This window comes from Arthrobacter sp. B0490 (genome assembly GCF_002929355.1).
Taxonomy (GTDB): Bacteria; Actinomycetota; Actinomycetes; order Actinomycetales; family Micrococcaceae; genus Arthrobacter_D.
Map to the genome: position 1 here is coordinate 15516 of NZ_PJIR01000002.1, position 26526 is coordinate 42041.

Sequence of the window (26526 nt, forward strand, 5' to 3'; positions counted from 1 at the left end):
CGGTCATGGCACTCTCGGAACACGAGCAGAGGCTGCTTGATCAGCTCGAACAGCAGTTACACGCCGACGATCCCAAGTTCGCGCACTCGATGGCCTCGGACACCCGGAAATCGATGTCCACCCGACGACTGGTCATCGGTTCGCTCATCACGATCGCGGGTATCCTCGTCCTCCTCGCAGGCATCGTCTACCAGCTCACCATCGTCGGCGTGGCCGGGTTCCTGATCATGGGCGCCGGGGTGTACTTCGCCACCACGAAGTCCAGGCAGGTCGAAGCCGACCAGCCACAGGGCAAACCGTCGAAGACTCCTCCTGCCGGCAAGAGCGGATTCATGTCGAGCCTCGAAGACAAATGGGACGAGCGCAAGCGCGACCAGACCTAGGCCGTCCGGGACCGGACGGATCGGACCAGGAATTCGAACGAGAAGAACCCGCTACGGCGGGTTCTTTCCTTTTAACCACCGGTAATCGGGAGCCCGATTACCGGTGGTCCCGCGTGCGGAACATTCGGCCTGCCGCTCCGTCCGACCCGCGCCGGAAGGCCTCCGCCGGAGCGCCGCCGGCGACTCCCCTCCACTTCGCTCCCCGCATCGCGCCCGGTGCGTGATCCCCTTGCTGGCGCGGGCCACGGCCGTCCGACACACCCTTCGACGCGGCGCGCCGCGCCCCGGTTGCATTGACCGGGGAGAGTTGTGGAGTAAAGTGGGGAACATAAGAGCAAGGCAGCAGAAGCTGGGCTTGGCGGACTCAGAACAGGCGGTCAGGGATGTTCCTCGGAACTCACACTCCCCGCCTCGACGAAAAAGGCAGGCTCATTCTCCCTGCGAAATTCCGTGAGGAATTGAGTGAGGGGCTGGTCCTCACAAGGGGCCAGGAACGCTGCATCTACGTGTTCAGCATGACCGAGTTCGAAAGAGTGCACGAACAGATGCGGGCGGCGCCCATCTCGTCACGCCAGGCGAGGGACTACAACCGCATCTTCCTGTCGGGAGCCTCGGACGAGGTCCCCGACAAGCAGGGCAGGATCACCATCCCGCCGGCGCTCAGGACCTACGCGGGTCTCGATCGGGAGCTCGCGGTCATCGGGGCGGGAAGCCGCGCCGAGATCTGGGCAGCCGACGCCTGGGAGTCCTACCTGACGGAGAAGGAGACCGCCTTCTCCGAGACGGACGAGGACGCGTTCCCGGGCATCATCTGAACCGAGCAGCACCGGCACGACAGGCACGAAGAAGCAGAACGTACGACGCGGGTGGGCGCCATCTCTTGGATGAGATCTCCAGCCGCCGGACACGGTCCGCCTCCTGGCTCCACTTCCCCGGAGCCAGGCGAGGACCATCCGGCCGGATGGGGGTCTGACTCAAGAGCATGACACTCCCGCCCGCCAGCCTGCAGGAACACCGAGACGATGTATGGCGAACTGCAGGAGGGAGAGGACGCATGGGCGGAGACCGGCCGACGGGCGAGCGACATGTACCCGTCCTCCGCGACCGCTGCGTCTCCCTCATCGCCCCGTCCGTCGCTTCCGCCGAGGCAGCGGGACGGCGCGCCGTCGTCATCGATGCCACGCTCGGCATGGGCGGCCACGCCGAGACCATGCTCGAGCGGTTCCCCAGCGCCCACCTCGTCGGGATCGACCGCGACACCGAGGCGCTCGGGCTCGCGGGGGAGCGCCTGGCCCCCTACGCGGACCGCACCGACCTGATCCACGCCGTGTACGACGAACTGCCGGAGGTGCTCGACGACCTCGGCATCGAGGCCGTCGACGGTGTCCTGTTCGACCTGGGCGTCTCCTCCCTGCAGCTCGACGAGCGCGACCGCGGGTTCGCCTACTCCTACGACGCGCCCCTGGACATGCGCATGGACACGAGCAGCGGCATCACGGCCGCCGAGGTGGTCAACACCTACACCTCCGAGGACCTCCTGCGCATCATCCGCACCTGGGGCGAGGAGAAGTTCGCCGGACGGATCGCCTCGGCGATCGTCCGCTCACGGGAGGCCGCCCCCCTCCGGACCACCTCCCAGCTCGTCGAGGTCATCCGCGGGGTGGTGCCGGCGGCGGCGGCCCGGACCGGGGGACACCCGGCCAAACGGACGTTCCAGGCCCTGCGCATCGAGGTCAACCAGGAGCTCTCCGTCCTGGAGCGGGCCGTGCCCGCGGCCATCGACGCCGTCGTCGTGGGCGGCCGGGTCGTCGCGATGTCCTACCACTCCCTCGAGGACCGCATCGTGAAGGGTGCGTTCACCGCGGGCACGAAATCCTCGGCACCCGTCGGATTCCCCGTGGAACTCGACCAGCACAAGGCGTACCTCCGCTCGCTGACGCGCGGCACCGAAGCGCCGACAGCAGCGGAGATCGAAGAGAACCCCCGCGCAGCATCCGCCAAGCTACGCGCGGTTGAACGCATCAAAGCAGGACCCATCGACAGGAAGACCAGATGAGCCAGGTATTGACTGCTGAGAAGCGACACCGCGCCACTGCCTTCGCCGGACACGGCGCCCTCGCCGTCGCCCCGGACCGGCTGGTCGGAGGCCTCCCCGGTGACGCCGGTGCCCTGCAGAAGCCGCGCACGCCGCTCTCCGTGGTCCCCGCGCGGCCCGCCCGTCGTCGAGTGCCCTTCGCGGTCTTCAGCCTGCTCGTCCTCGGCGCAGCGCTCGCCGCCGTGCTCATGCTGAACATCTCCGTGTCCGGTACCCAGTACGAGCTCGTGCAGCTCCGCAACCAGCAGGTCGCCCTGAGCCAGCAGAACGACGCCCTGGTCCTCGAGATCGAAGGCAGGGAGGCGCCGCAGAACCTCGCGGCCGCCGCCACGAAACTCGGCATGGTGTCCTCCCCGACGTTCGGGACCATTGAGCTAGATTCGAAGAAGGTGACGGGCACTCCGGAGCCCGCGACGGAAGGGCCCAAGCCCGAGGTCCTCATCTCCGCTCCCCGCCTCGTCACCGAGCAGCCGGCCCCCGCGGCCGTCGTCGCTCCCCCCGTGGACGTCGTCGAGGAGGCCGCCTCCCCGGCCGAGGAGGCCACGGTTCCCGGTGAGGCGGCACTGGACGGCCAGGAGGACGCCGCTGCGGCGACCATCCCCGCGCCGGAGCAGCTCGGCTCCGACCGGTAGCAGGCGGCCGGCCCGCGCCCGCCGCTTTCCTCCACGTTCTGATCGACAAGGATTCCTCCGTGACCCCTGCACGCACCGGCAGCCCTGACAGCCTCCGGCTGGCCCTCGGCTCCACCCGGCTCCGTGTGGGCCTCGCCTTCGTCCTGGTGCTGCTGATGGTCCTCGGCGTACGCCTGTTCCAGCTCCAGGCACTCGACCTCAACGGCATGGCGCAGGCCGGACTGTCCAAGCGACTCACCAACACGGCGGTGCAACCCGTCCGGGGCTCGATCGTCGACATGAACGGCAAGTACTTCGCCCGGAGCGTGGAGCGCTACGACGTCGTGGTGGACCAGCGACTGAGTGCCGTCGACGACTTCCGGCGCTACAACGAGGAACTGGAGGAATGGGAGATCATCCCCATGGACCAGGGACTCTCCGAACTGGCCACCGTCCTCGACCTCGACGAGGAGACGCTCAGGGCGTCGGTGCTGGGTGACAAGACGTTCAACTACGTGGTGAAGTCGGTGACGCCGGACGTGAAGAACCGGGCACTGGCCGTGAAGGTCCCCGGCGTGTACGCCGACGAGACGAGCGTCCGCACCTACCCGGCAGGGCCCGTGGCCGGATCGATCATCGGCTACGTGGGCACCGACGGCCAACCGCGGTCCGGCCTCGAGGTGTCCCTCGACGACCAGCTGACGGGAGAAGCGGGAAGCCGAACCTTCGAGATCGGCGGTGACGGCATCCGGATCCCGTACGCGACCAACGAGGACGTCCCGGCCGTCGACGGGCAGAGCATCCGGCTCACCATCGACCAGGACCTGCAGTGGTTCGCCCAGCAGACCATCGCCTCCCAGGTGAAGGACTACAACGCCGAGTGGGGCAACATCGTCGTCGTCGAGGCGAAGACCGGCGCCATCCGGGCCATGGCGGAATCCACGACCCTCGATCCGAACGACCCGGAGGCGACGCCCGCCGACAAGCGCAGCCCGAATTCCGTCAGCGCGTCCTTCGAGCCCGGGTCGACGACGAAGGTCATCACCCTCGCCGGCGCGCTGGAGCAGGATCTCATCGAGCCCACGTCCAGGTTCGTCCTGGAGAACCGGTACACGGTCGACGACCAGACCTTCAAGGACTCCTCCGAGCACGGCACCGAGCGCCGGACCGCGGCCGGCGTCCTGGCCAAGTCCATGAACACGGGCACCGTGCAGATCGGCCAGAAGCTGACGAAGCAGGAGCGCTACGACTGGCTGAAGAAATTCGGGATCGGGGAGCCGCTCGGCACGGGCCTCGGCGAGGAGAACCAGGGACTCCTCACGACGCCGGACAAGTGGGACGAACGCCAGCAGTACACGGTCCTGTTCGGACAGGGCCTGACCCAGACCGCCCTGCACACCGCGATGGTCTACCAGACGATCGCGAACGACGGCGTGCGCCTCGAGCCCCGCCTCATCGACGCCTACATCGACCCGGACGGCACGGAGCACAGGGTGCCGGAGGACGAGGGCACCGAGGTCGTCTCCGACGAGACAGCGGCCGAGATGCGGAAGATGCTCGAGACCGTGACCGAGGAGGGCTCGGGCAAGTCGGGGGAACTCGAGCAGTACCGCGTCGGGTCCAAGACCGGAACCGCCGAAGCCCCCAGCGCCACGGGCGGGTATGACGGCTACACTCTCTCCTACGCCGGGATCGCGCCGATCGAGGACCCCGAGTACGTCGTCGTCATCACGCTCCAGCGGCCCAAGGGAGACCTGTACTACCTGATCCCGGGCGAGTCCTTCCAGAAGGTCATGAAGCAGGTCCTCAACTCGAACAACGTCCCCGCCTCGACGACCAAGCCGGACATCTACCCGGTCGAATACTGACCCGGAGGCCACAGCACCGTGCACCCGAACACGCCGCAGGGGAGCCCCGCTTCCCTGATGCGGCCGCATGCCCCCCACCCGATCAGCCTGTCGGCGGCCCTCGCCGCCATCGGCGCGCCGGCGGGACCCTCCGTCCCCCCGGACCTCCCGACCGTCACCGGCATCACCCTCGACTCACGCGCGGTGCTCCCCGGCGACGTGTACGCCGCCCTGCCCGGAGCGGCACGGCACGGGGCCGACTTCGCCGGGCAGGCGGTCCGGGCCGGGGCGGTCGCCATCCTGACGGACGCCGCCGGCGCGCTTCGTGCGACCGACAGCGCGGCAGCGGCAGGGCAGGCCCTGCCCCCCGTCGTCGTCGTGCCCGATCCCCGCGGCGCCGTGGGCCCCCTCGCACGCGCCATCTTCGACAGTCAGCCCGATGAGGGCGCCCCGGCCCCGACCCTGTTCGGGATCACCGGGACGAACGGCAAGACGACCTCCACCTACTTCGTCAACGCCCTCCTCGAGGCACTCGGCCGGTCGACCGGACTCATCGGAACGATCGAGATCCGGGCGGGCCGCGAGGCCATCCCCAGCGCGCTCACCACGCCGGAATCGCCCCAGGTGCACTCGCTCCTCGCCCTGATGCGCGAGCGCGGCCTCGGCGCGGCCTCGATGGAGGTGTCCTCCCACGCACTCGAGTTCGGGCGCGTCGACGGGGTCCGGTTCGACGTCGCCGGGTTCACCAACCTGACCCAGGACCACCTCGACCTCCACGGCACCATGGAGGACTACTTCGCGGTCAAGGCGACGCTCTTCACCGCGGCGCGCTGCCGCCGTGCCGTCGTCCTCGTCGACGACGCCTGGGGGCGCAGGCTCGCGGACTCCGCCGACGTGCCCGTCCTCACCCTCCGCACCGACGCAGCATCGGGCGCGGCATCGGGCGCGGCATCGGGCGCGGCATCCGACACCGACTCCGACACCTCGTCCGGCTCCGATCCCGCTGGTTCCCCCGGCGGCGCGTCCGCGGACTGGACCGTCGGCGACGTCGAGCCCAGCGGGCTCGGGCACATGTTCGTGCTCCGCGGACGCACCGGCGAGGAACTGCGGGTCCGCAGCGGCCTGCCGGGCACGTTCAACGTGTCCAACGCGGCCCTCGCGGCCGTCATGGTCGTCGCCTCGGGCGTCCCCGTGGCGGACGTCCAGCGCGCACTCGACGCGTCCGACCCGTTCACCACCGAGGTGCCGGGCCGCATGCAGCTCATCGGGGAGGAACCGGCCGCCATCGTGGACTTCGCGCACAACCCCGATGCGCTCGAACGCACGCTGGCCTCGGTGCGACGCCCCGGTGGCCGGGTCATCGCGGTGTTCGGCGCGACCGGGCAGCGCGACGAGACGAAGCGCCCCGTCATGGGCGCCGTGGGGGCACGCCTGTCCGACATCCTCATCGTGACCGACGACGACCCCCACGACGAGGACGACGCCGTCATCCGCCGCGCCGTCCGCGAGGGTGCCGACGCGGCGGTCCGGGACGAGGGTCTGGCCTGCGAGGTGCTGGAGGTCTTCCCGCGGGCGGAGGCGATCGACCGCGCCGTCGCCCTGGCACGTCCCTCCGACACCGTCATCATCGCGGGCCGGGGCCACGAGGTCTGGCAGGAAGTGAAGGGCATCAACCTGTCCCTCGACGACCGCGTGGAGCTGCGGTCCGCGTTGACAAGGCACGGATTCTCTGGGCTTTCACCGGCCGGGATAGAGTCCTGAACCGTCATGATTGAATTCAGCGCAGCCGAGATCGCGGCACTCACAGGCGGTGTCCTCGTCGGCACCGATCCGGCCCTCCCGGCCATCACCGTCACCTCCGCGGCGACCGACTCGCGGGAATGCGTGCCCGGGTCGCTCTTCGTCGCCAAGCCCGGCGAGGAGTCCGACGGGCACCTGTTTATCGGCTCGGCCTTCGAGCGCGGCGCGGTCCTCGCGCTGGCCGAGCACGAGGTCGCCGGACAGGACGGACCGTTCGCGTCCGTCGTCGTCCCGGATGCCGTGCTCGCCATGGGCGTGCTGGCCGCCGAGACCGTCCGCCGGCTCCGCGCCTCCGGCGAGCTGACCGTCATCGGCATCACCGGCTCGGCAGGCAAGACGACCACCAAGGACCTCCTCGCCGGCATCCTCGCCGCGGAGGGGCCGACGGTCGCGCCGCGCGGCTCCTACAACGGCGAGGTCGGCGTCCCCCTGACCGTCTTCGAGGCGGGATGGGACACCCGCTACCTCGTCATCGAGATGGGCGCCACCAAGCCCGGCCACATCGCCTACCTCGCGTCGCTCGTGCGGCCCGACGTCGGCGTCGTCCTCGGTGTCGGCTCGGCCCACGCCGGCGAGTTCGGCGGGGTCGAGAACATCGCTCGGGCGAAGGGCGAACTGTTCGAGGCGCTGGCCGGGGGCGGCACCGCGATCATCAACGCCGACGACGAGCGCGTGCTCGCCATGCAGGGCCGCACGGCCGCACGGCGGGCGTTCTTCACGTCGTCGGACGATTTCACCTCGGACGGCGCCGACGTGGTGCGCGCGCGCAACAGCACGACGACGGCGGAGGGGAGCCCCTCCTTCACCCTCGCCTTCCCGGACGGCAGCGAACACGACGTCGTCTCCCCGCTGCTCGGCCTCCACCACACCACCAACCTGCTGGCCGCGGCGACCGCCGCGTACGAGGTCGGCTGCGCCCCCGCGAGCATCGCCGCGAGCCTCCGCACGCAGGCGGCCGCGAGCCGCTGGCGGATGGAGCGCACCGAACGCGCCGACGGCGTGACCGTCATCAACGACGCCTACAACGCGAACCCCGAATCGATGCGCGCCGCGCTGCGCACCCTCGCCGAACTCGGGCGCGCGGGATCCCGCCGCACCTGGGCGGTCCTCGGCGAGATGCTGGAGCTGGGTGACCGCTCGATCGAGGAGCACGACCTCCTCGGCCGCGTCGTGGTCCGGCTCAACATCTCCAAGCTCGTCTGCGTGGGACCCAACACCCGCGCGCTGTTCAACGGCGCCGTGCTCGAGGGCTCGTGGGGGAGCGAAGCCACGCACGTGGACGACGTCGAGGCCGCGGAGCTGATGCTCCAGGCGGAGCTCGCGCCCGACGACATCGTGCTCTTCAAGTCCTCGAACGGCGCCGGCCTGCGTTTCCTCGGCGACCGGGTCGCCCGGAACCGGTCACCCGAAGCGCCCACCGAAGCGCCCGAGAGCGCCCTCCCCGATGCGCCGGGCGGCCCCTCGGGCCACCCTCCCGCAGACTTCGAGGCGGCCGGCGGACCCGACGCCTCCGGAAAGGCCCAGCAGCCGTGATAGCAATCCTCATAGGCTCGGCCTCGGCGCTCGTCCTCGCCTTCGCCGGCACACCCCTGTTCATCCGGCTCCTCGTTAACAAGGGCTACGGCCAGTTCATCCGCGACGACGGGCCGACCGCCCACCACACCAAGCGCGGGACGCCGACCATGGGCGGCGCCGTGATCGTCGGATCGGTGGTGATCGCCTACTTCCTGACGCACCTGCTGATGATGGCTGTCGGATCGCCCGTCGGCGGGCCCAGCGCCTCGGGCCTGCTGCTGCTCTTCCTCGCCACGGGCATGGGGCTGGTCGGGTTCGCCGACGACTACATCAAGATCTCCAAGCAGCGCAGCCTCGGCCTGAGCGCGCCGGCCAAGATCACGGGCCAGACCGCCGTCGGCGTGATCTTCGGTGTCCTCGCGCTCCGGTTCCCCAACGGGGAGGGGAGGACGCCGGCGTCGACGGCCATCTCCTTCATCCGTGACACGCCGATCGACCTCGCCTTCGCGGGGACCGTCCTCGGTGCCATCCTCTTCGTCATCTGGTCCAACCTGATCATCACCGGTGCCAGCAACGGCGTGAACCTCACCGACGGCCTGGACGGACTCGCCGCCGGTGCGTCCATCCTCGTCTTCGGCGCGTACATGCTCATCGGCATCTGGCAGAGCAACCAGAGCTGCGGTGCGCCCGGCGCGGGGAGCGTCTGCTACGAGGTACGCGACCCCCTGGACCTGGCGCTGATCGCCGGGGCGATGAGCGGCGCGCTCGTCGGCTTCCTGTGGTGGAACACGTCACCCGCGAAGATCTTCATGGGTGACACCGGGTCCCTCGCCATCGGTGGGGCGATCGCAGGCTTCGCGATCCTCTCCCGCACCGAACTGCTCCTCGTGATCCTGGCTGGCCTGTTCGTGATGATCACGCTCTCCGTCATCATCCAGGTGGGCTACTTCAAGCTCTCCGGCGGCAAGCGCGTCTTCAAGATGGCGCCGCTGCAGCACCACTTCGAACTCAAGGGCTGGCAGGAGGTCACGGTCGTCGTCCGGTTCTGGATCCTCGCCGGACTCTTCGTGGCCGCGGCCCTCGGGATCTTCTACGCGGAATGGGTCGTCGGATGAGCGGGACGGACGGCATGGCAGCCAACACCTGGGAGACCCCCCGCCTGAAGCACCTCACCACCTGGGACTCCGACTGGGCCGGCCTGAGGGTCGTCGTCGCCGGCATCGGAGCCTCCGGTTTCTCCGCCGCGGACACGCTGATCGAACTCGGCGCCGCCGTCGTCGTCGTGGACGCCGGTGCCACGCAGGAAAACGAGGCGAAGGCGGACACGCTACGGATCGTCGGCGCCCGGGACGTCCTGCTCGGCGCCGGGCACGCCGTTTCGCTGCCGCTCGTCGACGGTGAGCGGCCCGACCTCGTCGTGACGTCGCCCGGGTGGCCTCCCACCCAGCCGCTGCTCACCGAGGCCGCTGCCTCCGGGGTGCCGATCTGGGGCGACGTCGAACTGGCGTGGCGCGTGCGGATCCGCGAGGGACGCCCCACCGCCGAGTGGCTGACGATCACCGGGACCAACGGGAAGACCACCACCGTCGGCCTCACCGAGTCCATGCTCCTCGCCGCGGGCAAGCGGGCGGTCGCAGCCGGCAACGTCGGCACGCCCATCCTCGACGTCATCCGCGACCCGCAGGGCTACGACTTCCTCGCGGTCGAGCTCTCCAGCTTCCAGCTGCACTGGGCGCACTCCATCTCGCCCCTCGCGAGCGTCTGCCTGAACATCGCCGAGGACCACGTCGACTGGCACGGCAGCTACGAGGCGTACCTCGCGGCGAAGGCCTCGGTCTACGCGAGGACGAGGATCGCCTGCGTCTACAACGTGGAGCAGCGCGAGACCGAGGCCATGGTCGAGGAGGCCGACGTCGTCGAGGGCTGCCGCGCCGTCGGCTTCACCACCGGCATGCCGTCCGTCAGCATGATGGGCGTCGTCGAGGACCTGCTCGTCGACCGAGCCTTCATCGAACAGCGGAAGGACTCGGCCGCCGAACTCGCGTCCATCAGCGAACTCGGCGAGGTCGTCCCGCGCCACCTGGTCGCCAATGCCCTGGCCGCCGCGGCCCTCGTCCGTGCCGCCGGCATCCCTGCTGCGGCGGTGCGCGACGGCATCCGCGCCTTCCAGCCCGGGGACCACCGCATCCAGGTGATCGCGAACGAGGACGGCGTGCTCTGGATCAACGACTCGAAGGCCACCAACCCGCACGCGGCCTCGGCGTCCCTGGCGTCCTTCCAGTCGGTCGTCTGGATCGCCGGCGGGCTCTCGAAGGGCGTCTCCTACGACGAGCTCGTAACCGACCACGCACGGCGGCTCCGGGCCGTCGTCCTGCTCGGCGCGGACCCGACGCCGCTGCAGGGCGCACTCGCCCGACACGCACCCGACGTCCCGGTCTCCCTGCACCCCAGCACCCAGACTGGACACGGGCACGACGGCGGGTCACCCGACCCGGCCACCGGCGAGGCCCTGATGCAGTGGGCCGTCGCCGAGGCCTCGCGCCTCGCCCGGGACGGCGACACCGTGCTGATGGCGCCGGCCGCCGCATCGATGGACCAGTTCTCCTCCTACGCGCACCGTGGGGCCGCCTTCATGGCGGCCGTCGGAGCGCGCGGCGGCCAGGGGACAACCCCGAAGGAGTCCTGATGGCGACCACGCCCACCCGTCCGGGAGGACGCAAGCCCTCCGTCCGGCCGGCGCGCACCTCGGAGGCCGGCCGCCCCGTCGGGCCGTCCTCCGGGGCCGGCCGCGCGCCCGCACCGACGAGTGCCGCGGCCAAGGCCCACACCGTCAAGCCCGGCAGCACGACAGCCGTCCCGCGCACCACGGCACCCGAGGATCGGCCCGCGAAGGGCCTGCGGGCGAGCCTGAGGCGAGGCTGGGTGTTCCTGGAGGGCTCCGACCGCGCCCCCTCCGGGTCGAGCTACTACCTCATCCTCGGCGCAGCCCTCGCACTCACGGCCATCGGCCTCATGATGGTCCTCTCGGCGTCCTCCGTGGAGGCCATCTCCGAGGGCAAGGACACGTTCGACCTCTTCCTCAAGCAGGCCGTCTGGGCCAGCGCCGGACTCGTGCTGATGCTCGTGCTCTCACGACTCGGCCCCCGCGCGTACAAGGCGCTGGCCTGGCCGAGCCTCGGGATCGCCATTGTGCTGCTGATCCTCGTGCTCGTGATCGGTGTCGAGATCAACGGCAACAAGAACTGGATCCAGATCGGCAGCCAGACCTTCCAGCCGTCGGAGCCGACGAAGCTCGCCCTGGCCCTCTGGTTCGCCTCCGTGCTCGAGCGCAAGAAGGCGCTCATCCGGGACTGGAAGCACGCCATGATCCCGGCCCTGCCGCTGGGCGGGTTGCCCATCGGGCTCGTCCTAATCGGCGGGGACCTCGGCACCGGACTGGTGCTCATGATGATCGCCGGAGCGGCCCTGTTCTTCGCCGGTGCGCCGCTCAAGCTGTTCAGCCTCGCCGGCCTCGCCGCGCTGGCCGGCTCGCTGCTGATGGTCGCGACCAGTTCCAACCGTGGCGGGCGCATCAGCGCGTGGCTCGGCCTGAACTGCGACGACGGCGCCGACCTGTGCCTGCAGTCCGACAACGGGCTCTTCGCCATGGCGTCCGGCGGGTGGTTCGGGGTGGGGATCGGCCAGAGCCGGCAGAAGTGGAACTGGATCCCGGAAGCCCACAACGACTTCATCTTCGCGATCATCGGTGAGGAGTTCGGGTTGCTCGGCACGTCCGTGGTCATCCTCCTGTTCGGCATTCTCGCGGTGGCCACCATCCGCGTGGCGCTCCGCTACACGGACCCGTTCGTGCGGATCCTCATGGGCTCGATCCTCGTGTGGCTCATCGGGCAGGCCTTCGTCAACATCGGCATGGTCACGGGACTGCTCCCGGTCATCGGCGTGCCGCTGCCCTTCATCTCCTACGGCGGATCGGCCCTCACCTTCACCCTCGCCGCCGTCGGCGTCCTGCTGTCGTTCGCGCGCAAGATGCCGCACGCGCCGGACGCCGTGTCCCCGCTCCCGTCCTCCTCGAGAAGAGATCCCGCACTTCCATGACATCCCCCTCCACTCCTGAACGCCCCGTGTCGGTGGTCCTCGCGGGCGGCGGCACGGCGGGTCACATCAGCCCCCTGCTCGCGATCGCGGCGGCGATCGTCGAGCGGCGGCCCGGCACCCGCATCACGGCCGTCGGCACCGAGGCGGGGATGGAGACACGCCTCGTCCCCGCCGCAGGGTTCGACCTCCGCACCATCGACCGCGTACCCATGCCCAGGAGGCCGTCGATCGACCTCGTCAAGCTCCCGGCGCGACTCGTCCGCGCGGTCCGCCAGGCACGGGCGATCGTGGCCGACGCGGGAGCCGATGTCGTCGTCGGTGTGGGCGGGTACGTCTCCACCCCCGTGTACCTGGCCGCCTGGACGCGCCGCGTGCCCGTGGTGATCCACGAGGCGAACGCGCGCCCCGGGATGGCGAACCGGGTGGGCGCCCGCGTCGCCTCCCGCGTGGCCGTCGCGTTCGGGGGCACGGGCCTGAGGAACGCGGTGCTGGTCGGCATGCCCATGCGCCGGAGCATCGCAGAGCTGGACCGCGCGGCCGGGCAGGCCGGTGCGCGGGCGTCCCTGGGACTCGACCCGGAGCGGCCCACGCTCATCGTGACGGGCGGGTCGTCCGGAGCAGCGAGCCTCAACAGGGCGGTCGCCGAGGCTGCACCCGGGCTCACCGCGGCGGGCATGCAGATCCTCCACATCACCGGGCGGGGCAAGCAGGTGATGGCGCAGGACGGCACCCCGCCGGCCGTGCCCGGCTACCACCAGGTCGAATTCGTCGACGGGATGGAGCGCGTGTACGCCGCGGCCGACCTCCTCGTCGCGAGGGCCGGGGCGGCCACCGTCAGCGAGATCAGCGCCGTGGGCCTGCCCGCCGTACTCGTACCGCTGCCCCACGGCAACGGCGAGCAGAGATTCAATGCCGGCGCACTCGTCGGGTCCGGTGGTGCCCTCCTCGTGGACGACGCGGACTTCACCCCCGCGTGGATCCGCGACCACCTCCCCGGGCTCGTCACCGACCCGGGACGGCTCGCCGGCATGTCGGCGGCCTCCTACGCCCAGGGGGTGCGCGACGCGGACCGACGCATGGCGGACCTGGTCCTCGGCGCCGCGCGGAGCGCACGATGAACGCCGGCATCCCGCAGGGCGCCGGACTGCGGGAACCCGTCCACTTCATCGGGCTGGGAGGTGCCGGCATGTCCGCCGTCGCGCGGGTCCTCCTCGGCCAGGGGGTGCGCGTCTCCGGCTCCGACGCCGCGGAGTCGAAGGGACTCCGCGCCCTCGCGGCGCTGGGCGCCGAGGTGCACGTCGGACACTCCGCCGGGGCCGTGCCCGACGGCGGCACGATCGTGATCTCGTCCGCGATCCGCGCGACGAACCCGGAGCTCGCCGAGGCGCGTCGGCGGGGACTGCCGGTCCTGCACCGCTCCCAGGCCCTCGCCGCGGCCATGCACGGGCAGCACGGCGTCGCCGTGGCGGGCACGCACGGCAAGACCACGACGACCGCCATGATCACGGTCCTGCTCCGCGAAGCCGGGCTCGACCCGTCGTTCGCCATCGGCGGAGACGTCGCGGCCCTCGGCGTGAACGCGGCCTGGACCGGCAGCGACGTCTTCGTGGCCGAGGCGGACGAGTCCGACGGCTCGTTCCTCAACTACGCCCCGCGGATCGCGGTGGTCACCAACGTCGAGGCGGACCACCTCGACCACTACGGCACGGCCGAGGCCGTCCACGACTCCTTCCGGCAGTTCGCCCGGCGGCTGCCCGAGGACGGGCTGCTCGTGGCCTGCGCCGACGATCCCGGCGCCGCAGCCCTCGCGGAGGGCGTGCACGAGCCGTGCAGGGTCCGCACCTACGGGTACGCCGCCACCGCCGACCTCAGGATCAGTGACACGCGGGCCGTCGGGAGCACCACCAACAGCCTGCTCTCGTTCGCCGTCGACGGGCTCGACGCCCAGCAGGAGCTGCAACTCGGGGTCCCCGGTCGCCACAACATCCTCAACGCGGCGGCGGCCTTCGCCGTCGCTCTCGAACTCGGCGTCGACCCCGCCGTCGCGGCGGCCGCGCTGTCGCTGTTCTCTGGCGCGGCACGGCGCTTCGAGGCCCGGGGGGAGGGGGACGGCGTCCGTGTGTTCGACGACTACGCCCACCACCCCACGGAGGTCGAGGCAGCCCTCACGGCTGCCCGGACGGTCGCGGGGGAGCACCGCGTGCACGCGCTCTTCCAGCCGCACCTGTTCTCCCGCACGCGGGAGTTCGCCGCCGGCTTCGCCGCGGCGCTCTCGCTCGCCGACACCGTCACCGTCCTGCCCGTCTACGCGGCCCGCGAGGACCCCGTGGACGACATCGGCGGGTGGACCATCACGGACCTCCTCCCCGGCGCCGCCTACATCGAGGACCCGGACGAGGCCCTGCGAGCCGTCACGGCGCACGCACGGGCGGGCGACATCGTCCTCACCATCGGCGCGGGCGACGTCACCCAGTACGGCGTGCAGCTCGTCGCGCGGCTCAGGGAGCGGGCGGCAGCGCAGGACCGGCCCGGGTCGCCGCGATGACGCCCCGGAAGCCTCGACCCACACCTCCCTCCAGCCCCTCCCGCGCCGCCGGTGCGCCGGGCGGGACGGTATCGCAGCTCGATCGGCGTGACGGCGGGACACCGCCCGGGAAGGTCCTGGACTTCCCGACCCCGCGGAAGTCGCACAGGCTCCGGAACATCCTCCTCGCGGTCACCGCGGTGGTGCTGGTCCTCGGCGGGGTCGTCGCCTACGTGGTGTTCTCGCCCGCCCTCGCCCTCCGGACCGTCGTGGTCGAGGGCAACGTGCTCGTGCCGACGCAGGAGGTGGACGCCGCCCTGGCTCCGCTCCTGGGAACCTCGCTCACCAGGATCTCGCCGGACCAGGTCCGAGGGCTGCTCGCGGACAAGGCGCCCATCGACGACATCCGGATCGCTGCGGAGCCACCTTCCACGCTCGTGGTCACGGTGCAGGAGCGTGTCCCCGTCGCCGTGCTGCAGAGCGGCCGGGAGTTCGTGCTGATCGACTCCGAGGGCCGCCACCTCGCGAGCGTCACGCAGCGCGACCAGGTCAAGCTGCCGCTGATCGACGGAGGGACGAATGCGGTCAACTCCGAGGTCTTCTCCTCCATCACCGCGGTCCTGGCCGAGCTGCCCGTGGAGGTGCTGTCCCGGCTCAACAACGCCTCGGCGGCGAGTGTCGACTCCATCCGGCTGTCCCTGTCGGGCGACCAGCGGATCTTCTGGGGCAGCTCGGAGCGCAGCGCCGAGAAGGCGCGGGTGCTCGAGGCGATGCTCGCCATGCCGGCCACCGACCCGCCGGTCCGCGAGTTCGACGTCAGCACTCCCGACCGGCCCGTCACGCGGTGACGGCAGCCGACGGGCGAGGCAGGCGAGGACTCATCCGACGGACGCGGATCGTCGGCGGTCCGGGACGATTCCCGACGGTCTCCGGGCGCGGATCAGACATCGGCGAGGAGGGCAACACGGGCGACACGCCCGACACACGGCGCCCGGTCTTTGCAACGCGCAGCGTAAGCCCCTAGCGTCAGAGATAGAAGTTACCTGACATAACGTTAACTCTCAACCTGAACGTTAACGTTTTTCACGCGTGAAGGTTCGGCCGAACCCTCGGCAGCCCCCGTACAGCACACAGATTCGAACAAGGGACACAGGACGTGGCAGCACCTCAGAATTACTTGGCCGTCATCAAGGTCGTCGGCATCGGCGGCGGCGGCGTCAACGCCGTCAACCGGATGATCGAGGTCGGGCTCCGCGGCGTGGAGTTCATCGCCATCAACACGGACGCCCAGGCGCTGCTGATGAGTGACGCGGACGTCAAGCTCGACGTCGGACGTGAACTCACCCGCGGCCTCGGCGCAGGAGCGGACCCCGAAGTGGGCCGGCGTGCCGCGGAGGACCACGCGGAGGAGATCGAGGAGGTCATGCGCGGGGCCGACATGGTCTTCGTGACCGCCGGAGAGGGAGGCGGCACCGGTACCGGTGGCGCTCCCGTCGTCGCCCGCATCGCCCGCTCCCTGGGTGCGCTGACCATCGGCGTGGTCACCCGTCCCTTCACCTTCGAGGGACGCCGCCGCTCCAACCAGGCAGAGAGCGGCATCGACACGCTCCGCGAGGAGGTCGACACCCTCATCGTCATCCCGAACGACCGGCTGCTGTCCATCAGCGACCGCAACGTCTCGATGCTCGACGCGTTCCGCTCCGCCGACCAGGTGCTGCTCTCGGGTGTCCAGGGCATCACTGACCTCATCACCACGCCGGGCCTGATCAACCTCGACTTCGCGGACGTGAAGTCCGTCATGCAGGGAGCCGGCTCGGCGCTCATGGGTATCGGTTCCGCACGCGGCGAGGACCGGGCCGTGAAGGCCGCGGAACTCGCCATCGCGTCACCGCTCCTCGAGGCCTCCATCGACGGCGCGCACGGCGTCCTGCTGTCGATCCAGGGCGGGTCGGATCTCGGCCTGTTCGAGATCAACGAGGCCGCGCGCCTCGTCCAGGAGGTCGCGCACCCGGAGGCGAACATCATCTTCGGCGCCGTGATCGACGACGCACTCGGCGACGAGGCGCGCGTGACGGTCATCGCCGCCGGATTCGACCAGGTGGACGCCACCTCACAGCCCGCTGCCGCGCCCGCTCCCGCCTCGCGCCCCGCCGTCGCCCCGAGCGTCGGCGGCGACAGGCAGCGCGTGCCGGCCACCGCAGGCCTCGGCGCCTGGTCGCAGCAGCGTGCGCAGAACGTCCAGGCCGTCCCGGCCGATTCGGGCTTCGACGTGGACCTGCCCGCGATCGTGGAGCCCGACCTGTCCGCCGGCCGATCGGACGACCTCGACGTACCCGACTTCCTGAAGTAGTCGGTGCACGCAGCCGACGGTCCCGGACCGGACTCGCCGTTCCACTGGAACGCGGAAGTCCGTCCGGGGCTCCGGGTCGCCTTCACCACCGCGACGGCGGGCAACCTCGCCCTCCATGTCGGGGACGACGCGGACGGGGTGCGCCGGAACCGCCGCCGGCTCGAGGAATCGATGGGGGTCGCCGCGGGATCCCTGCGCTTCATGAGCCAGACCCACTCCGACCGCGTCGCGGTGCTCGACGACGGCCAGCACGGCCAGCACGGCCAGCACCGCCAGCACGGTCGGGGCGCCGGCGGAGCTGCATGGGACGCCCTGGACGCCGCCCGGACGCCCGATGCCGACGGCATGGTCTCCCGGGACGGCCTGCACCCGCTGGCCGTCCTCGTGGCCGACTGCGTGCCGATCGTCCTCGCCGATGCCTCGGTCGCGGAGGGCGGCACGGGCGCGACGGCCGTCGTCCATGCCGGCCGCGCCGGCGTCGGCAACGGGATCGTCGCGAACGCGGTGCGGGTCCTCGCCCGGTCCGGCGCGCGCGACCTCGTCGCGTGGATCGGACCGTCCGTCTGCGGCTCCTGCTACGAGGTCCCTGAGGACATGATGCGCTCGGTGGCCGAGGGCCTGCCCGAGGCCGCGTCCCGGACCCGCACCGGTACCCCCGCGCTCGACCTGCCCGCCGCGGTCCGCCGCCAGCTCGAGGGCGCCGGAATCCGCGTCGGACGGGTGTCCGGGAACGGCAGCCCCTGCACGCTGGAGAATCCGGGGCTGTTCTCGCACCGCCGGGAACCCGGAGCCGGCCGCATCGCCGGCCTGGTGTGGCGGCCATGACGCCCGGCGACGCCGGTTCCGGGGACCGCCGCGCGCTCGAGCTCGCCATGCGGCTCGGCGACGTCCGGGCGCGCATTGCCGCGGCCGCGGCCGGGCGCGCCGCACCGGATCTCATCGTCGTCACCAAGTACTTCCCGGCGTCCGACCTGCGCATCCTCGCGCGCCTCGGCGTCGCGGACGTCGGGGAGAACCGGGACCAGGAGGCCGCCGGGAAGGCGGCCGAGCTCGAGGACCTCGCGCTCAGATGGCACTTCATCGGGCAGATGCAGACCAATAAGGCGAAGTCGGTCGTGCGGTACGCGCACAGCGTGCACTCGGTGGACCGTGCGCCGCTCGTGGACGCGCTGGGGAAGGCGATGGCCGCCGAGCAGGCGCGCAGGGCGGCACAGGGCCTCCCTGACCGTCCGGACCTCGACTGCTTCCTGCAGTTCACCCTCGACGACGGCGTGTCGGGAGTGCCGTCCACGGAGCGGGATGCGCCCCGGACCCGCAGTCGCGGCGGCGCGCTCCCGGCCGATGCGGAAGACCTGGCCCGTGCCGTCGGCGCGGCCGCCGGCCTCCGCCTCGCCGGCGTCATGGGCGTCGCGCCGCTCGGCGGGGATCCCGCCGACGCGTTCGGCCGACTGCTGCGCATCAGCGCCACGGTGAGGGCCGTCGACCCCTCCGCGTCGGCCGTCTCCGCGGGCATGAGCGGGGACCTCGAGGCGGCCGTCGCCGCCGGCGCGACACACCTCAGGATCGGTTCTGATGTGCTCGGTCCCCGTCCGGGCGTGGGGTAGCGTTCCAGCTAGAACGGCGGCCCGACGGGCGGCCGGGCGGGACGCATGCCGCCGGACCCCACCAATCCACCTCTCTCAGAACAGGAGTCACCATGGCTGGCGCACTGCGCAAGACGATGATCTACCTCGGGCTCGCCGATGGTGATGAGCACTACGAGCCCGAACCGAAGAGCGCGCACAGCAGGAACGAGGATTACGCAGTGGACTACGACCGCGACGAACGCCACCTCGAGCCCGCCCCGGCGGTGACCCGGGTCGCTCCCGCGGAGGAGTACCGCGCCCCCGTGACGCCCATCAAGCGCGCCCCGTCGTCGCGTGAGGACTCCGGTGTGCTGCGCCAGATCACCACCATCCACCCGCGCTCCTACAACGACGCCAAGCTGATCGGCGAGAGCTTCCGGGACGGTATCCCCGTCATCATGAACGTCACCGACATGGGCGAGTCGGATGCCAAGCGGCTCGTCGACTTCTCCGCCGGTCTCGTCTTCGGCCTGCACGGCAGCATCGAGCGGGTCACCAATAAGGTGTTCCTGCTGTCGCCGTCGTATATTGAAGTCCTCGGCGAGGACCTGAAGGCAAGCGAAGCACAGACCAGCTTCTTCAACCAGAGCTGACCGCTGCGGCCGCCACGGTCGCATCCGACCCTCCGATGACCCGAAGGACTGGAACTGCTCCGTGAGTCTGGTATTCGCCCTGATCTACCTGGTACTGATGCTGTTCCAGCTCGCCCTGATCCTGCGGATCGTCTACGACGCCGTCCAGGGCTTCGCACGGGACTGGCGTCCGCAGAAGCTCGCGCTGGTCCTCGCGTCCGGCGTCTACTCGGTGACCGATCCGCCCATCAAGGCACTGCGCCGGCTCATCCCGCCGCTCCGCCTGGGCGGGGTGCAGCTGGACCTCGCATTCCTGGTGCTCTTCATCCTCGTGCTGATCCTGATGTCGGTGTCCGCAGGGCTCGCAGCCTAGGCTCCGACGCCGTTTCGTGATGCGGTTCCAGAAGATATACGCTGATTCACAGTTCGACGTGGGTCCGGTGCTCATGTCCACAATTCGGTACCACAGCCATGCCCGCCTCCCGGTGGACGGCTTCTATGAGTATGAGGTGACCAGATGGCTTTGACGCCAGAAGACGTTGTCAACAAGAGGTTCCAGCCGACGAAGTTCCGCGAGGGCTATGACCAGGACGAGGTCGACGACTTCCTCGACGAGATCGTCGTCGAGCTCCGCCGCCTGAACTCCGAGAACGAGGAACTGCGCCGCCGGGCCACCGACGGACCCACCGACACCTCGCAGCCCCTCACGGTCCCGGCCCCGGTCGCCGCCAGCACGCACACCGAGGACGTCGTCGAGGACGCCGACGCCGGGAAGGCCCCCGAGACGGTCGCAGCGGCCGAGGAGCCGACCCCCGCCCCGGCAGCACCCGCCGCGCCGGCCGGCAGTTCGGCCGAGTCCGCCGCGGGCGTCCTCGCCATGGCCCAGCGCCTGCACGACGAATACGTCAACGCCGGTGTGGAGCAGCGCGACAAGATCATCGCCGAGGCGCAGATCGAGGCCAGCGGCCTGGTCAACGACGCCGAGGAGAAGAGCCGCAAGACCCTCGGGGACCTCGAGGAGCAGAAGACCGAACTCGAGCAGACGGTCGAGCAGCTCCGTGGCTTCGAGCGCGACTACCGCGCCCGCCTCAAGGCGTACATCGAGGGCCAGCTGCGCGACCTCGACGCCCGCGGCTCGCTCGCGTCCGACGCGTCGGCCTCCTAGCAGGACATCCGGCCCGACCGCGTCGGGCCGCAGTGGAAGGGCCGGTGGCCGGGGGCACGATCCCCGGCGGCCGGCCCTTCCGCCGTTCCAGCCGCCACGCATCGTGGCGGTCCCACCGAGTAGACCTTGGACGCATCGTGAACGAGCACCAGCCAGCCGATCCCACCCCCGCGGGAGGCCCCGCCCGCGTCCGCATCCCGGTCCGGTACGGCGTGGTCATGCTGCTGTGCACCCTCGTCGCCTACACGATCGACCAGCTCACGAAGCAGTGGGTCGTGGCGACGATGAGCGAGGGGCAGGTCACCCCGGTCCTCCCGCCCCTGCTCTCCTGGCGCTTCATCCGCAACCCCGGGGCCGCGTTCTCCATCGGGACCGACTACACCTGGGTCTTCACGATCATCATGGTCGTCGTGGCCGTCGCCATCGTCCTGCAGGTGCGGAAGGTCGCGTCGTGGGGCTGGGCCGTGGCGCTCGGGCTCGTCCTCGGCGGCGCCCTCGGCAACCTCACCGACAGGCTCCTCAGGGAGCCGTCGTTCGGCCAGGGCCACGTGGTGGACTTCATCGCGCTGCCCAACTTCGCCATCTTCAACATCGCCGACTCCGCCGTGGTGAGCGGGGTGGGGCTCGTCTGCATCCTGACGCTGCGCGGCATCGGCATGGACGGCAGCCGCGGCACCGACGGGCCGACCGCAGGGGAGCAGGGCGACGATGGCCGCTGACCAGCAGCTCACCGTCCCCGACGCCGATGCGGGGAGCCGCGTCGACGCCGCCCTCGCCCGGCTGCTCGACGTCTCCCGGTCGGCCGTGGCCCAGTGGTGTGCCGACGGCCGAGTCCTCCGCGGCGGCGTGCCACTGGTGAAATCGGACCGCGTGCATGCGGGGGACCGCCTCGACGTCGACGTCCCCGACCCCGGCGACAGGCACCGCGTCATCCCCGAAGCCGTCGACGGCATGGGGATCCTGCTCGACGACGAGGACTTCGTCGTCGTCGACAAGCCCGTCGGCGTCGCAGCGCACCCGTCACCGGGCTGGGTCGGGCCGACCGTCGTCGGAGCCCTCGCCGCAGCCGGGTACCGCATCTCGACGTCGGGGGCGCCCGAGCGCGTCGGGATCGTCCACCGGCTCGACGTGGGCACGTCGGGGGCCATGGTCGTCGCCAAGACGGAGCCCGCCTACACGGCTCTCAAGCGCGCGTTCAAGGAGCGCACCGTCGACAAGGTGTACCACGCGGTGGTGCAGGGGCTGCCCGAGCCGCTCAAGGGCACCATCGACGCGCCGATCGGCCGCCATCCGCACCACGAATGGCGCTTCGCGGTGATGGAGGGCGGCCGTGACTCGGTGACGCACTACGAGGTGCTGGAGGCCTTCGGCCGGGCGAGCCTCGTCGAGGTGCACCTCGAGACCGGCAGGACACACCAGATCCGCGTGCACTTCTCCGCCCTGCGCCACCCCTGCGCCGGCGACCTCACCTACGGGGCCGATCCCCGGCTCGCCGCCGAGCTGGGCCTCACGCGGCAGTGGCTCCACGCCCACCGCCTGGGCTTCGCGCATCCGCGGACGGGCGAGCCGGTGAGCGTCTCGAGCCCCTACCCGGTGGACCTCGCCTACGCGGTCACGGCCCTCTCCAGCGGACTGGTCTGACACGCCCGACGGGCCCCGTGTGACACGCCGTGCCGACCTCGGGCGACGCTCCCGGCGGCCGCCGGCGGGGTAGGGGAGCACTAGACTTGCCGGGTGGCTACTCCTGCATCCGAAGACTCGTTCGTCCATCTCCACAACCACACCGAGTACTCGATGCTCGACGGCGCCGCGCGGCTCACCGACCTGTTCAGCCACACCGAGGAACTCGGGATGAAGGCCCTCGCGACCACCGACCACGGCTTCGTGTTCGGTGCGTTCGACTTCTGGAGCAAGGCCAACAGCGCCGGGATCAAGCCCATCATCGGCGTGGAGGCCTACGTCACCCCCGGCACCGCCCGCAACGACCGCACGCGCGTGCAGTGGGGCGGCGGCGGCCGCGACGACGTCTCGGGTGCCGGCGCGTACACGCACATGACGCTGTGGTCGGAGACCACCGAGGGCATGCACAACCTCTTCCGGATGTCGTCCCTGGCGTCCCTCGAGGGCTACCTCTACAAGCCGCGCATGGACCGCGACCTGCTGCAGACCTACGGCAAGGGCCTCATCGCCACCACCGGCTGCCCGTCCGGGGAGGTGCAGACCAAGCTGCGGCTCGGCCTCTACGACGAGGCCCGGCAGGCGGCGTCGGACTTCCGCGACATCTTCGGGGCGGAGAACTACTTCTGCGAGCTCATGGACCACGGGCTCGACATCGAGCGGAGGGTCAAGGCCGACCTCATCCGGCTCGCCGGTGAGCTCGGTCTGCCGCTCGTCGCCACCAACGACCTGCACTACACCCACGCCGAGGACTCGAAGGCGCATGCCGCGCTGCTCTGCGTCCAGTCCGGGTCCACCCTCGCCGACCCGAAGCGCTTCAAGTTCGACGCCGACGAGTTCTACCTGAAATCGCCCGCCGAGATGCGCGCCATCTTCCGCGACTACCCCGAGGCCTGCGACAACACGCTGCTCATCGCCGAGCGGTGCGACGTCGAGTTCAACACCAAGGCCAACTACATGCCGCGCTTCCCGGTCCCCGAGGGCGAGAACGAGCAGTCGTGGTTCGTCAAGGAGGTCGAGACGGGCCTGCAGTTCCGCTACCCCGCCGGCGTACCGGACGACGTCCGCAAGCAGGCCGAGTTCGAGGTCGGCGTCATCACGCAGATGGGCTTCCCCGGCTACTTCCTCGTGGTCGCCGACTTCATCAACTGGGCCAAGAACAACGGGATCCGCGTCGGTCCCGGCCGCGGTTCGGGCGCCGGGTCCATGGTGGCGTACGCGATGCGCATCACCGACCTCGACCCGCTCAAGCACGGGCTCATCTTCGAGCGCTTCCTCAACCCCGAGCGCGTGTCCATGCCCGACTTCGACGTCGACTTCGATGATCGCCGCCGCTCGGAGGTCATCCGGTACGTGACGGAGAAGTACGGCGACGAGCGCGTGGCCATGATCGTCACCTACGGCACCATCAAGGCCAAGCAGGCCCTGAAGGACTCCTCCCGCGTGATGGGCTACCCGTTCTCCACGGGAGAGCGCCTCACGAAGGCCATGCCGCCGGACGTCATGGGCAAGGGTCTCGCCCTCGCCGACGTGCACAACAAGGGCGCCAAGCGCTACTCCGAGGCGGAGGAACTGCGGGAGCTCCTGAAGACCGACTCCGACTCGGAGAAGGTGTTCGAGACGGCCCTCGGCCTCGAAGGACTGAAGCGCCAGTGGGGCGTGCACGCGGCCGGCGTCATCATGTCCTCCGACCCGCTGATCGACATCATCCCGATCATGCGCCGTGAGCAGGACGGCCAGATCATCACGCAGTTCGACTACCCCACGTGCGAGGGTCTCGGGCTGATCAAGATGGACTTCCTCGGCCTGAGGAACCTGACGATCATCACGGACGCCGTCGAGAACATCAAGGGCAACAAGGACACCGACCTGGTCCTCGAGGACCTCGAACTCGATGACAAGGAGTCCTACGAGCTCCTGGCGCGCGGCGACACCCTCGGCGTCTTCCAGCTCGACGGCGGGCCCATGCGGTCGCTCCTGAAGCTCATGCGCCCCGACAACTTCGAGGACATCTCCGCGGTCCTGGCGCTGTACCGGCCGGGCCCGATGGGCGTGAACTCGCACACCAACTACGCCCTGCGCAAGAACGGCCTGCAGGACATCGAGCCGATCCACCCCGAGCTCGAGGGCCCGCTCGAGGAGATCCTCGGCGGGACGTACGGCCTGATCGTCTACCAGGAGCAGGTGATGAGCGCCGCCCAGAAGCTGGCGAACTTCACGCTCGGGCAGGCGGACATGCTGCGCCGCGCGATGGGCAAGAAGAAGAAGTCCGAGCTGGACAAGCAGCAGGCGGACTTCTTCGCGGGCATGAAGGCCAACGGCTATTCGCAGGCTGCGATGGACAAGCTGTGGACCGTGCTCGAATCCTTCTCGGACTACGCGTTCAACAAGGCCCACACCGCCGCCTACGGGCTCGTGTCCTACTGGACGGCGTACCTGAAGGCGCACTACCCCGCCGAGTACATGGCGGCCCTGCTCACCAGCGTCGGCGACGACAAGGACAAGCTGGCCATCTACCTCAACGAGTGCCGCCGCATGGGCATCACGGTGCTGCCGCCAGACGTCAACGAGTCGAGCGTCAACTTCACCCCGGTCGGCAAGGACATCCGCTTCGGCATGGGCGCCATCCGCAACGTCGGCGCGAACGTCGTCGGCGCCATGGTGGGCGCGCGCGAGGAGAAGGGTGCCTTCACCTCGTTCAGCGACTTCCTGCAGAAGGTGCCCGCCGTCGTCTGCAACAAGCGGACCATCGAATCGCTCATCAAGGCCGGCGCGTTCGACTCGCTGCGGCATCCGCGCCGGGCCCTGGCGATGATCCACGAGGAAGCCGTGGACTCCGTGATCGTCCTCAAGCGCAACGAGGCGGCGAACCAGTTCGACCTCTTCAGCGCGTTCGACGGCCCCGACGGCGGGGGAGTGAGCGGGCTGTCCGTCGACGTGCCGGACCTCCCGGAGTGGGACAAGAAGGACAAGCTGTCGTTCGAACGCGACATGCTCGGGCTCTACGTCTCGGACCACCCGCTGCAGGGACTCGAGGGCATCCTCGGCCAGCACGCCGACTCCTCCATCCCGTCGATCATCAGCGAGGAGGGCCCGGCCGACGGCGCGATCGTAACGATCGCGGGCATGATCACCTCCCTGCAGCGCAGGATCGCGAAGAACAGCGGCAACGCCTACGCCCGCGCCGAGGTCGAGGACCTCGCCGGTTCCATGGAGGTCATGTTCTTCGGCCAGGTGTACGGACCCATCTCCGGTGTCCTCGCCGAGGACCTGATCGTGGTGGTCCGCGGCCGCCTGCAGCGTCGCGACGACGGCGCCGTCATGCTCAACGCCCAGGAACTCACGGTGCCGGACCTCAGCGAGGGGCACTCCGGCCCCGTGGTGATCTCGATGCTGCAGCACAAGGCGACGGAGACGGCGGTCACGGCCCTCGGCGACGTCCTGCGGACGCACCCCGGGACGAGCGAGGTCCTCATCCGGCTCAACGGATCACGCAAGGTCGAGGTGATGAAGCTCGGCGTCGACCTGCGGGTCAACCCGACACCCGGGCTCTTCGGGGACCTGAAGGTGCTGTTCGGGCCCGCCTGCCTCGACGCCTGAGGAGCGCCGGCCGGGTTCCCGGGACCGGCCGGCTCAGATGACGTAGTCGGTGGCCGTCGGCGTGCCGTAGCTCCCGCCGTGGTACAGCAGGGGAGCGCCGTCGGGTCCGATGTTCCCCGCGACCACCTCGGCCACGACGACCGCGTTGTTCTCGAAGGACAGGCGCATGCTGATGCGGCCCACGAGCCAGCCGGCCACGTCCTTCAGGATGGGCACGCCCTCCGGCCCCGGCTCCCAGTGGTCGCCCGTGAACCGGTCCTGCGTGCGGGCGAACCGGTTCGCGAGCCCCTCGTTCTCGGTGCTGAGCATGTGGACGCCCACGAAGTTCGTGTTCGCGACCGCGGGCCACGACGAGGACGTCCTCGCCATGTTGAAGGAGAAGCGCGGGGGGTCTGCGGACAGCGAGGCCACCGAGGTGGCGGTGAACCCGTAGGGGACGCCGTCGTACGTCGCGGTGATGATGGAGACGCCGGCCGCGTGGCGGCGGAAGACCTCGCGGAAGGATTCGCCGTGCAGCACGGGGGACGAGGGGCCTGCCGGTGCGGTGCTGGGGTTGGTCACGGGGTTCCTCCGGGCGGTATCGGCAGTGGGCGCCGCGGTGGCGGACCCGTGCAGGGCACGGCCCGCCTCGCGGCTCCTCCACCCTAGGCGCGGTCAGCGGGCACGG

General features: G+C 70.4%; 23 protein-coding genes. 22 read left to right on the forward strand and 1 reads right to left on the reverse strand.

The genetic code is table 11. From position 1 onward, the window contains the following. The first annotated feature begins 5 nt into the window (after positions 1-5). From CXQ97_RS03090 to dnaE, 22 genes are all read left to right on the forward strand, one after another. Positions 6-383 (forward strand): DUF3040 domain-containing protein, encoded by a 378-nt coding sequence (locus CXQ97_RS03090; protein ID WP_104179395.1) that lies wholly within the window; start codon positions 6-8, stop codon positions 381-383. 383 nt (positions 384-766) lie between these two features. Then, positions 767-1198 carry a division/cell wall cluster transcriptional repressor MraZ gene (mraZ, locus tag CXQ97_RS03095; RefSeq protein WP_104179396.1) on the forward strand — a complete coding sequence of 144 codons (432 nt, stop codon included), beginning with the start codon at positions 767-769 and terminating at the stop codon, positions 1196-1198. Between the two features lie 239 nt (positions 1199-1437). Continuing rightward, a complete protein-coding gene (gene rsmH / locus CXQ97_RS03100; protein ID WP_104179397.1) occupies positions 1438-2439 on the forward strand; it encodes a 16S rRNA (cytosine(1402)-N(4))-methyltransferase RsmH in 1002 nt (333 codons plus the stop codon). Further along, positions 2436-3110 carry a hypothetical protein gene (locus CXQ97_RS03105; RefSeq protein WP_104179398.1) on the forward strand — a complete coding sequence of 225 codons (675 nt, stop codon included), beginning with the start codon at positions 2436-2438 and terminating at the stop codon, positions 3108-3110. Before rsmH ends, CXQ97_RS03105 begins: the two co-directional genes overlap by 4 nt. 59 nt (positions 3111-3169) lie before the next feature. Then, positions 3170-4957, forward strand: coding sequence for a penicillin-binding protein 2 (locus tag CXQ97_RS03110; RefSeq protein WP_258062194.1), 1788 nt, complete (start codon positions 3170-3172; stop codon positions 4955-4957). A 57-nt stretch (positions 4958-5014) separates the two neighbouring features. Beyond that, positions 5015-6697, forward strand: coding sequence for a UDP-N-acetylmuramoyl-L-alanyl-D-glutamate--2,6-diaminopimelate ligase (locus CXQ97_RS03115; RefSeq protein WP_104179399.1), 1683 nt, complete (start codon positions 5015-5017; stop codon positions 6695-6697). A gap of 6 nt (positions 6698-6703) precedes the next feature. Continuing rightward, the gene (gene murF / locus CXQ97_RS03120; protein ID WP_104179400.1) at positions 6704-8269 is read left to right on the forward strand and encodes a UDP-N-acetylmuramoyl-tripeptide--D-alanyl-D-alanine ligase; all 1566 of its coding nucleotides are present in this window, start codon (positions 6704-6706) and stop codon (positions 8267-8269) included. After that, the gene (gene mraY, locus CXQ97_RS03125) at positions 8266-9366 is read left to right on the forward strand and encodes a phospho-N-acetylmuramoyl-pentapeptide-transferase (RefSeq protein WP_104179401.1); all 1101 of its coding nucleotides are present in this window, start codon (positions 8266-8268) and stop codon (positions 9364-9366) included. The genes murF and mraY overlap by 4 nt, the downstream gene beginning before the upstream one ends. Then, positions 9363-10937 (forward strand): UDP-N-acetylmuramoyl-L-alanine--D-glutamate ligase, encoded by a 1575-nt coding sequence (gene murD / locus CXQ97_RS03130; protein ID WP_258062195.1) that lies wholly within the window; start codon positions 9363-9365, stop codon positions 10935-10937. Before mraY ends, murD begins: the two co-directional genes overlap by 4 nt. Beyond that, positions 10937-12346, forward strand: coding sequence for a putative lipid II flippase FtsW (ftsW, locus tag CXQ97_RS03135; protein ID WP_104179402.1), 1410 nt, complete (start codon positions 10937-10939; stop codon positions 12344-12346). Before murD ends, ftsW begins: the two co-directional genes overlap by 1 nt. Further along, positions 12343-13464, forward strand: a complete 1122-nt coding sequence (gene murG / locus CXQ97_RS03140; protein WP_104179403.1) for an undecaprenyldiphospho-muramoylpentapeptide beta-N-acetylglucosaminyltransferase — start codon at positions 12343-12345, stop codon at positions 13462-13464. The genes ftsW and murG overlap by 4 nt, the downstream gene beginning before the upstream one ends. Next, on the forward strand, positions 13461-14891 hold the full coding sequence (gene murC, locus CXQ97_RS03145) for a UDP-N-acetylmuramate--L-alanine ligase (protein WP_104179404.1): 1431 nt from the start codon (positions 13461-13463) through the stop codon (positions 14889-14891). The genes murG and murC overlap by 4 nt, the downstream gene beginning before the upstream one ends. Then, a complete protein-coding gene (locus CXQ97_RS03150) occupies positions 14888-15718 on the forward strand; it encodes an FtsQ-type POTRA domain-containing protein (RefSeq protein WP_104179405.1) in 831 nt (276 codons plus the stop codon). The genes murC and CXQ97_RS03150 overlap by 4 nt, the downstream gene beginning before the upstream one ends. Before the next feature lie 308 nt (positions 15719-16026). After that, positions 16027-17220, forward strand: coding sequence for a cell division protein FtsZ (gene ftsZ / locus CXQ97_RS03155; protein WP_104179406.1), 1194 nt, complete (start codon positions 16027-16029; stop codon positions 17218-17220). Positions 17221-17223: 3 nt separating this feature from the next. After that, positions 17224-18045, forward strand: a complete 822-nt coding sequence (locus tag CXQ97_RS03160) for a polyphenol oxidase family protein (RefSeq protein WP_104179407.1) — start codon at positions 17224-17226, stop codon at positions 18043-18045. Then, a complete protein-coding gene (locus tag CXQ97_RS03165) occupies positions 18042-18824 on the forward strand; it encodes a YggS family pyridoxal phosphate enzyme (protein WP_104179823.1) in 783 nt (260 codons plus the stop codon). The genes CXQ97_RS03160 and CXQ97_RS03165 overlap by 4 nt, the downstream gene beginning before the upstream one ends. 92 nt (positions 18825-18916) lie before the next feature. Next, on the forward strand, positions 18917-19438 hold the full coding sequence (locus tag CXQ97_RS03170; protein WP_104179408.1) for a cell division protein SepF: 522 nt from the start codon (positions 18917-18919) through the stop codon (positions 19436-19438). A gap of 61 nt (positions 19439-19499) precedes the next feature. Then, on the forward strand, positions 19500-19790 hold the full coding sequence (locus tag CXQ97_RS03175) for a YggT family protein (RefSeq protein ID WP_104179409.1): 291 nt from the start codon (positions 19500-19502) through the stop codon (positions 19788-19790). Positions 19791-19934: 144 nt separating this feature from the next. Beyond that, positions 19935-20582 (forward strand): DivIVA domain-containing protein, encoded by a 648-nt coding sequence (locus tag CXQ97_RS03180; RefSeq protein WP_104179410.1) that lies wholly within the window; start codon positions 19935-19937, stop codon positions 20580-20582. 194 nt (positions 20583-20776) lie between these two features. Further along, a complete protein-coding gene (gene lspA / locus CXQ97_RS03185; protein ID WP_258062312.1) occupies positions 20777-21301 on the forward strand; it encodes a signal peptidase II in 525 nt (174 codons plus the stop codon). Continuing rightward, positions 21291-22223: an RluA family pseudouridine synthase gene (locus tag CXQ97_RS03190; protein WP_104179411.1), complete on the forward strand. Its 933-nt coding sequence runs from the start codon at positions 21291-21293 to the stop codon at positions 22221-22223. The genes lspA and CXQ97_RS03190 overlap by 11 nt, the downstream gene beginning before the upstream one ends. Before the next feature lie 93 nt (positions 22224-22316). Then, positions 22317-25859 (forward strand): DNA polymerase III subunit alpha, encoded by a 3543-nt coding sequence (dnaE, locus tag CXQ97_RS03195; protein WP_258062197.1) that lies wholly within the window; start codon positions 22317-22319, stop codon positions 25857-25859. Between the two features lie 33 nt (positions 25860-25892). Here the strand turns inward: dnaE and CXQ97_RS03200 are convergent, their stop codons facing one another. Next, complete coding sequence (locus CXQ97_RS03200) at positions 25893-26420, reverse strand: flavin reductase family protein (RefSeq protein ID WP_258062198.1); 528 nt, start codon at positions 26418-26420, stop codon at positions 25893-25895. Positions 26421-26526: the final 106 nt, after the last annotated feature.

Bases quoted from the DNA above. Each gene is read 5' to 3' on its own strand.
- CXQ97_RS03090 (WP_104179395.1), top strand. From the start codon at position 6: ATGGCACTCTCGGAACACGAGCAGAGGCTGCTTGATCAGCTCGAACAG.
- mraZ (WP_104179396.1), top strand. From the start codon at position 767: ATGTTCCTCGGAACTCACACTCCCCGCCTCGACGAAAAAGGCAGGCTC.
- rsmH (WP_104179397.1), top strand. From the start codon at position 1,438: ATGGGCGGAGACCGGCCGACGGGCGAGCGACATGTACCCGTCCTCCGC.
- CXQ97_RS03105 (WP_104179398.1), top strand. From the start codon at position 2,436: ATGAGCCAGGTATTGACTGCTGAGAAGCGACACCGCGCCACTGCCTTC.
- CXQ97_RS03115 (WP_104179399.1), top strand. From the start codon at position 5,015: ATGCGGCCGCATGCCCCCCACCCGATCAGCCTGTCGGCGGCCCTCGCC.
- murF (WP_104179400.1), top strand. From the start codon at position 6,704: ATGATTGAATTCAGCGCAGCCGAGATCGCGGCACTCACAGGCGGTGTC.
- murD (WP_258062195.1), top strand. From the start codon at position 9,363: ATGAGCGGGACGGACGGCATGGCAGCCAACACCTGGGAGACCCCCCGC.
- ftsW (WP_104179402.1), top strand. From the start codon at position 10,937: ATGGCGACCACGCCCACCCGTCCGGGAGGACGCAAGCCCTCCGTCCGG.
- murG (WP_104179403.1), top strand. From the start codon at position 12,343: ATGACATCCCCCTCCACTCCTGAACGCCCCGTGTCGGTGGTCCTCGCG.
- murC (WP_104179404.1), top strand. From the start codon at position 13,461: ATGAACGCCGGCATCCCGCAGGGCGCCGGACTGCGGGAACCCGTCCAC.
- CXQ97_RS03150 (WP_104179405.1), top strand. From the start codon at position 14,888: ATGACGCCCCGGAAGCCTCGACCCACACCTCCCTCCAGCCCCTCCCGC.
- CXQ97_RS03165 (WP_104179823.1), top strand. From the start codon at position 18,042: ATGACGCCCGGCGACGCCGGTTCCGGGGACCGCCGCGCGCTCGAGCTC.
- CXQ97_RS03170 (WP_104179408.1), top strand. From the start codon at position 18,917: ATGGCTGGCGCACTGCGCAAGACGATGATCTACCTCGGGCTCGCCGAT.
- CXQ97_RS03180 (WP_104179410.1), top strand. From the start codon at position 19,935: ATGGCTTTGACGCCAGAAGACGTTGTCAACAAGAGGTTCCAGCCGACG.
- CXQ97_RS03190 (WP_104179411.1), top strand. From the start codon at position 21,291: ATGGCCGCTGACCAGCAGCTCACCGTCCCCGACGCCGATGCGGGGAGC.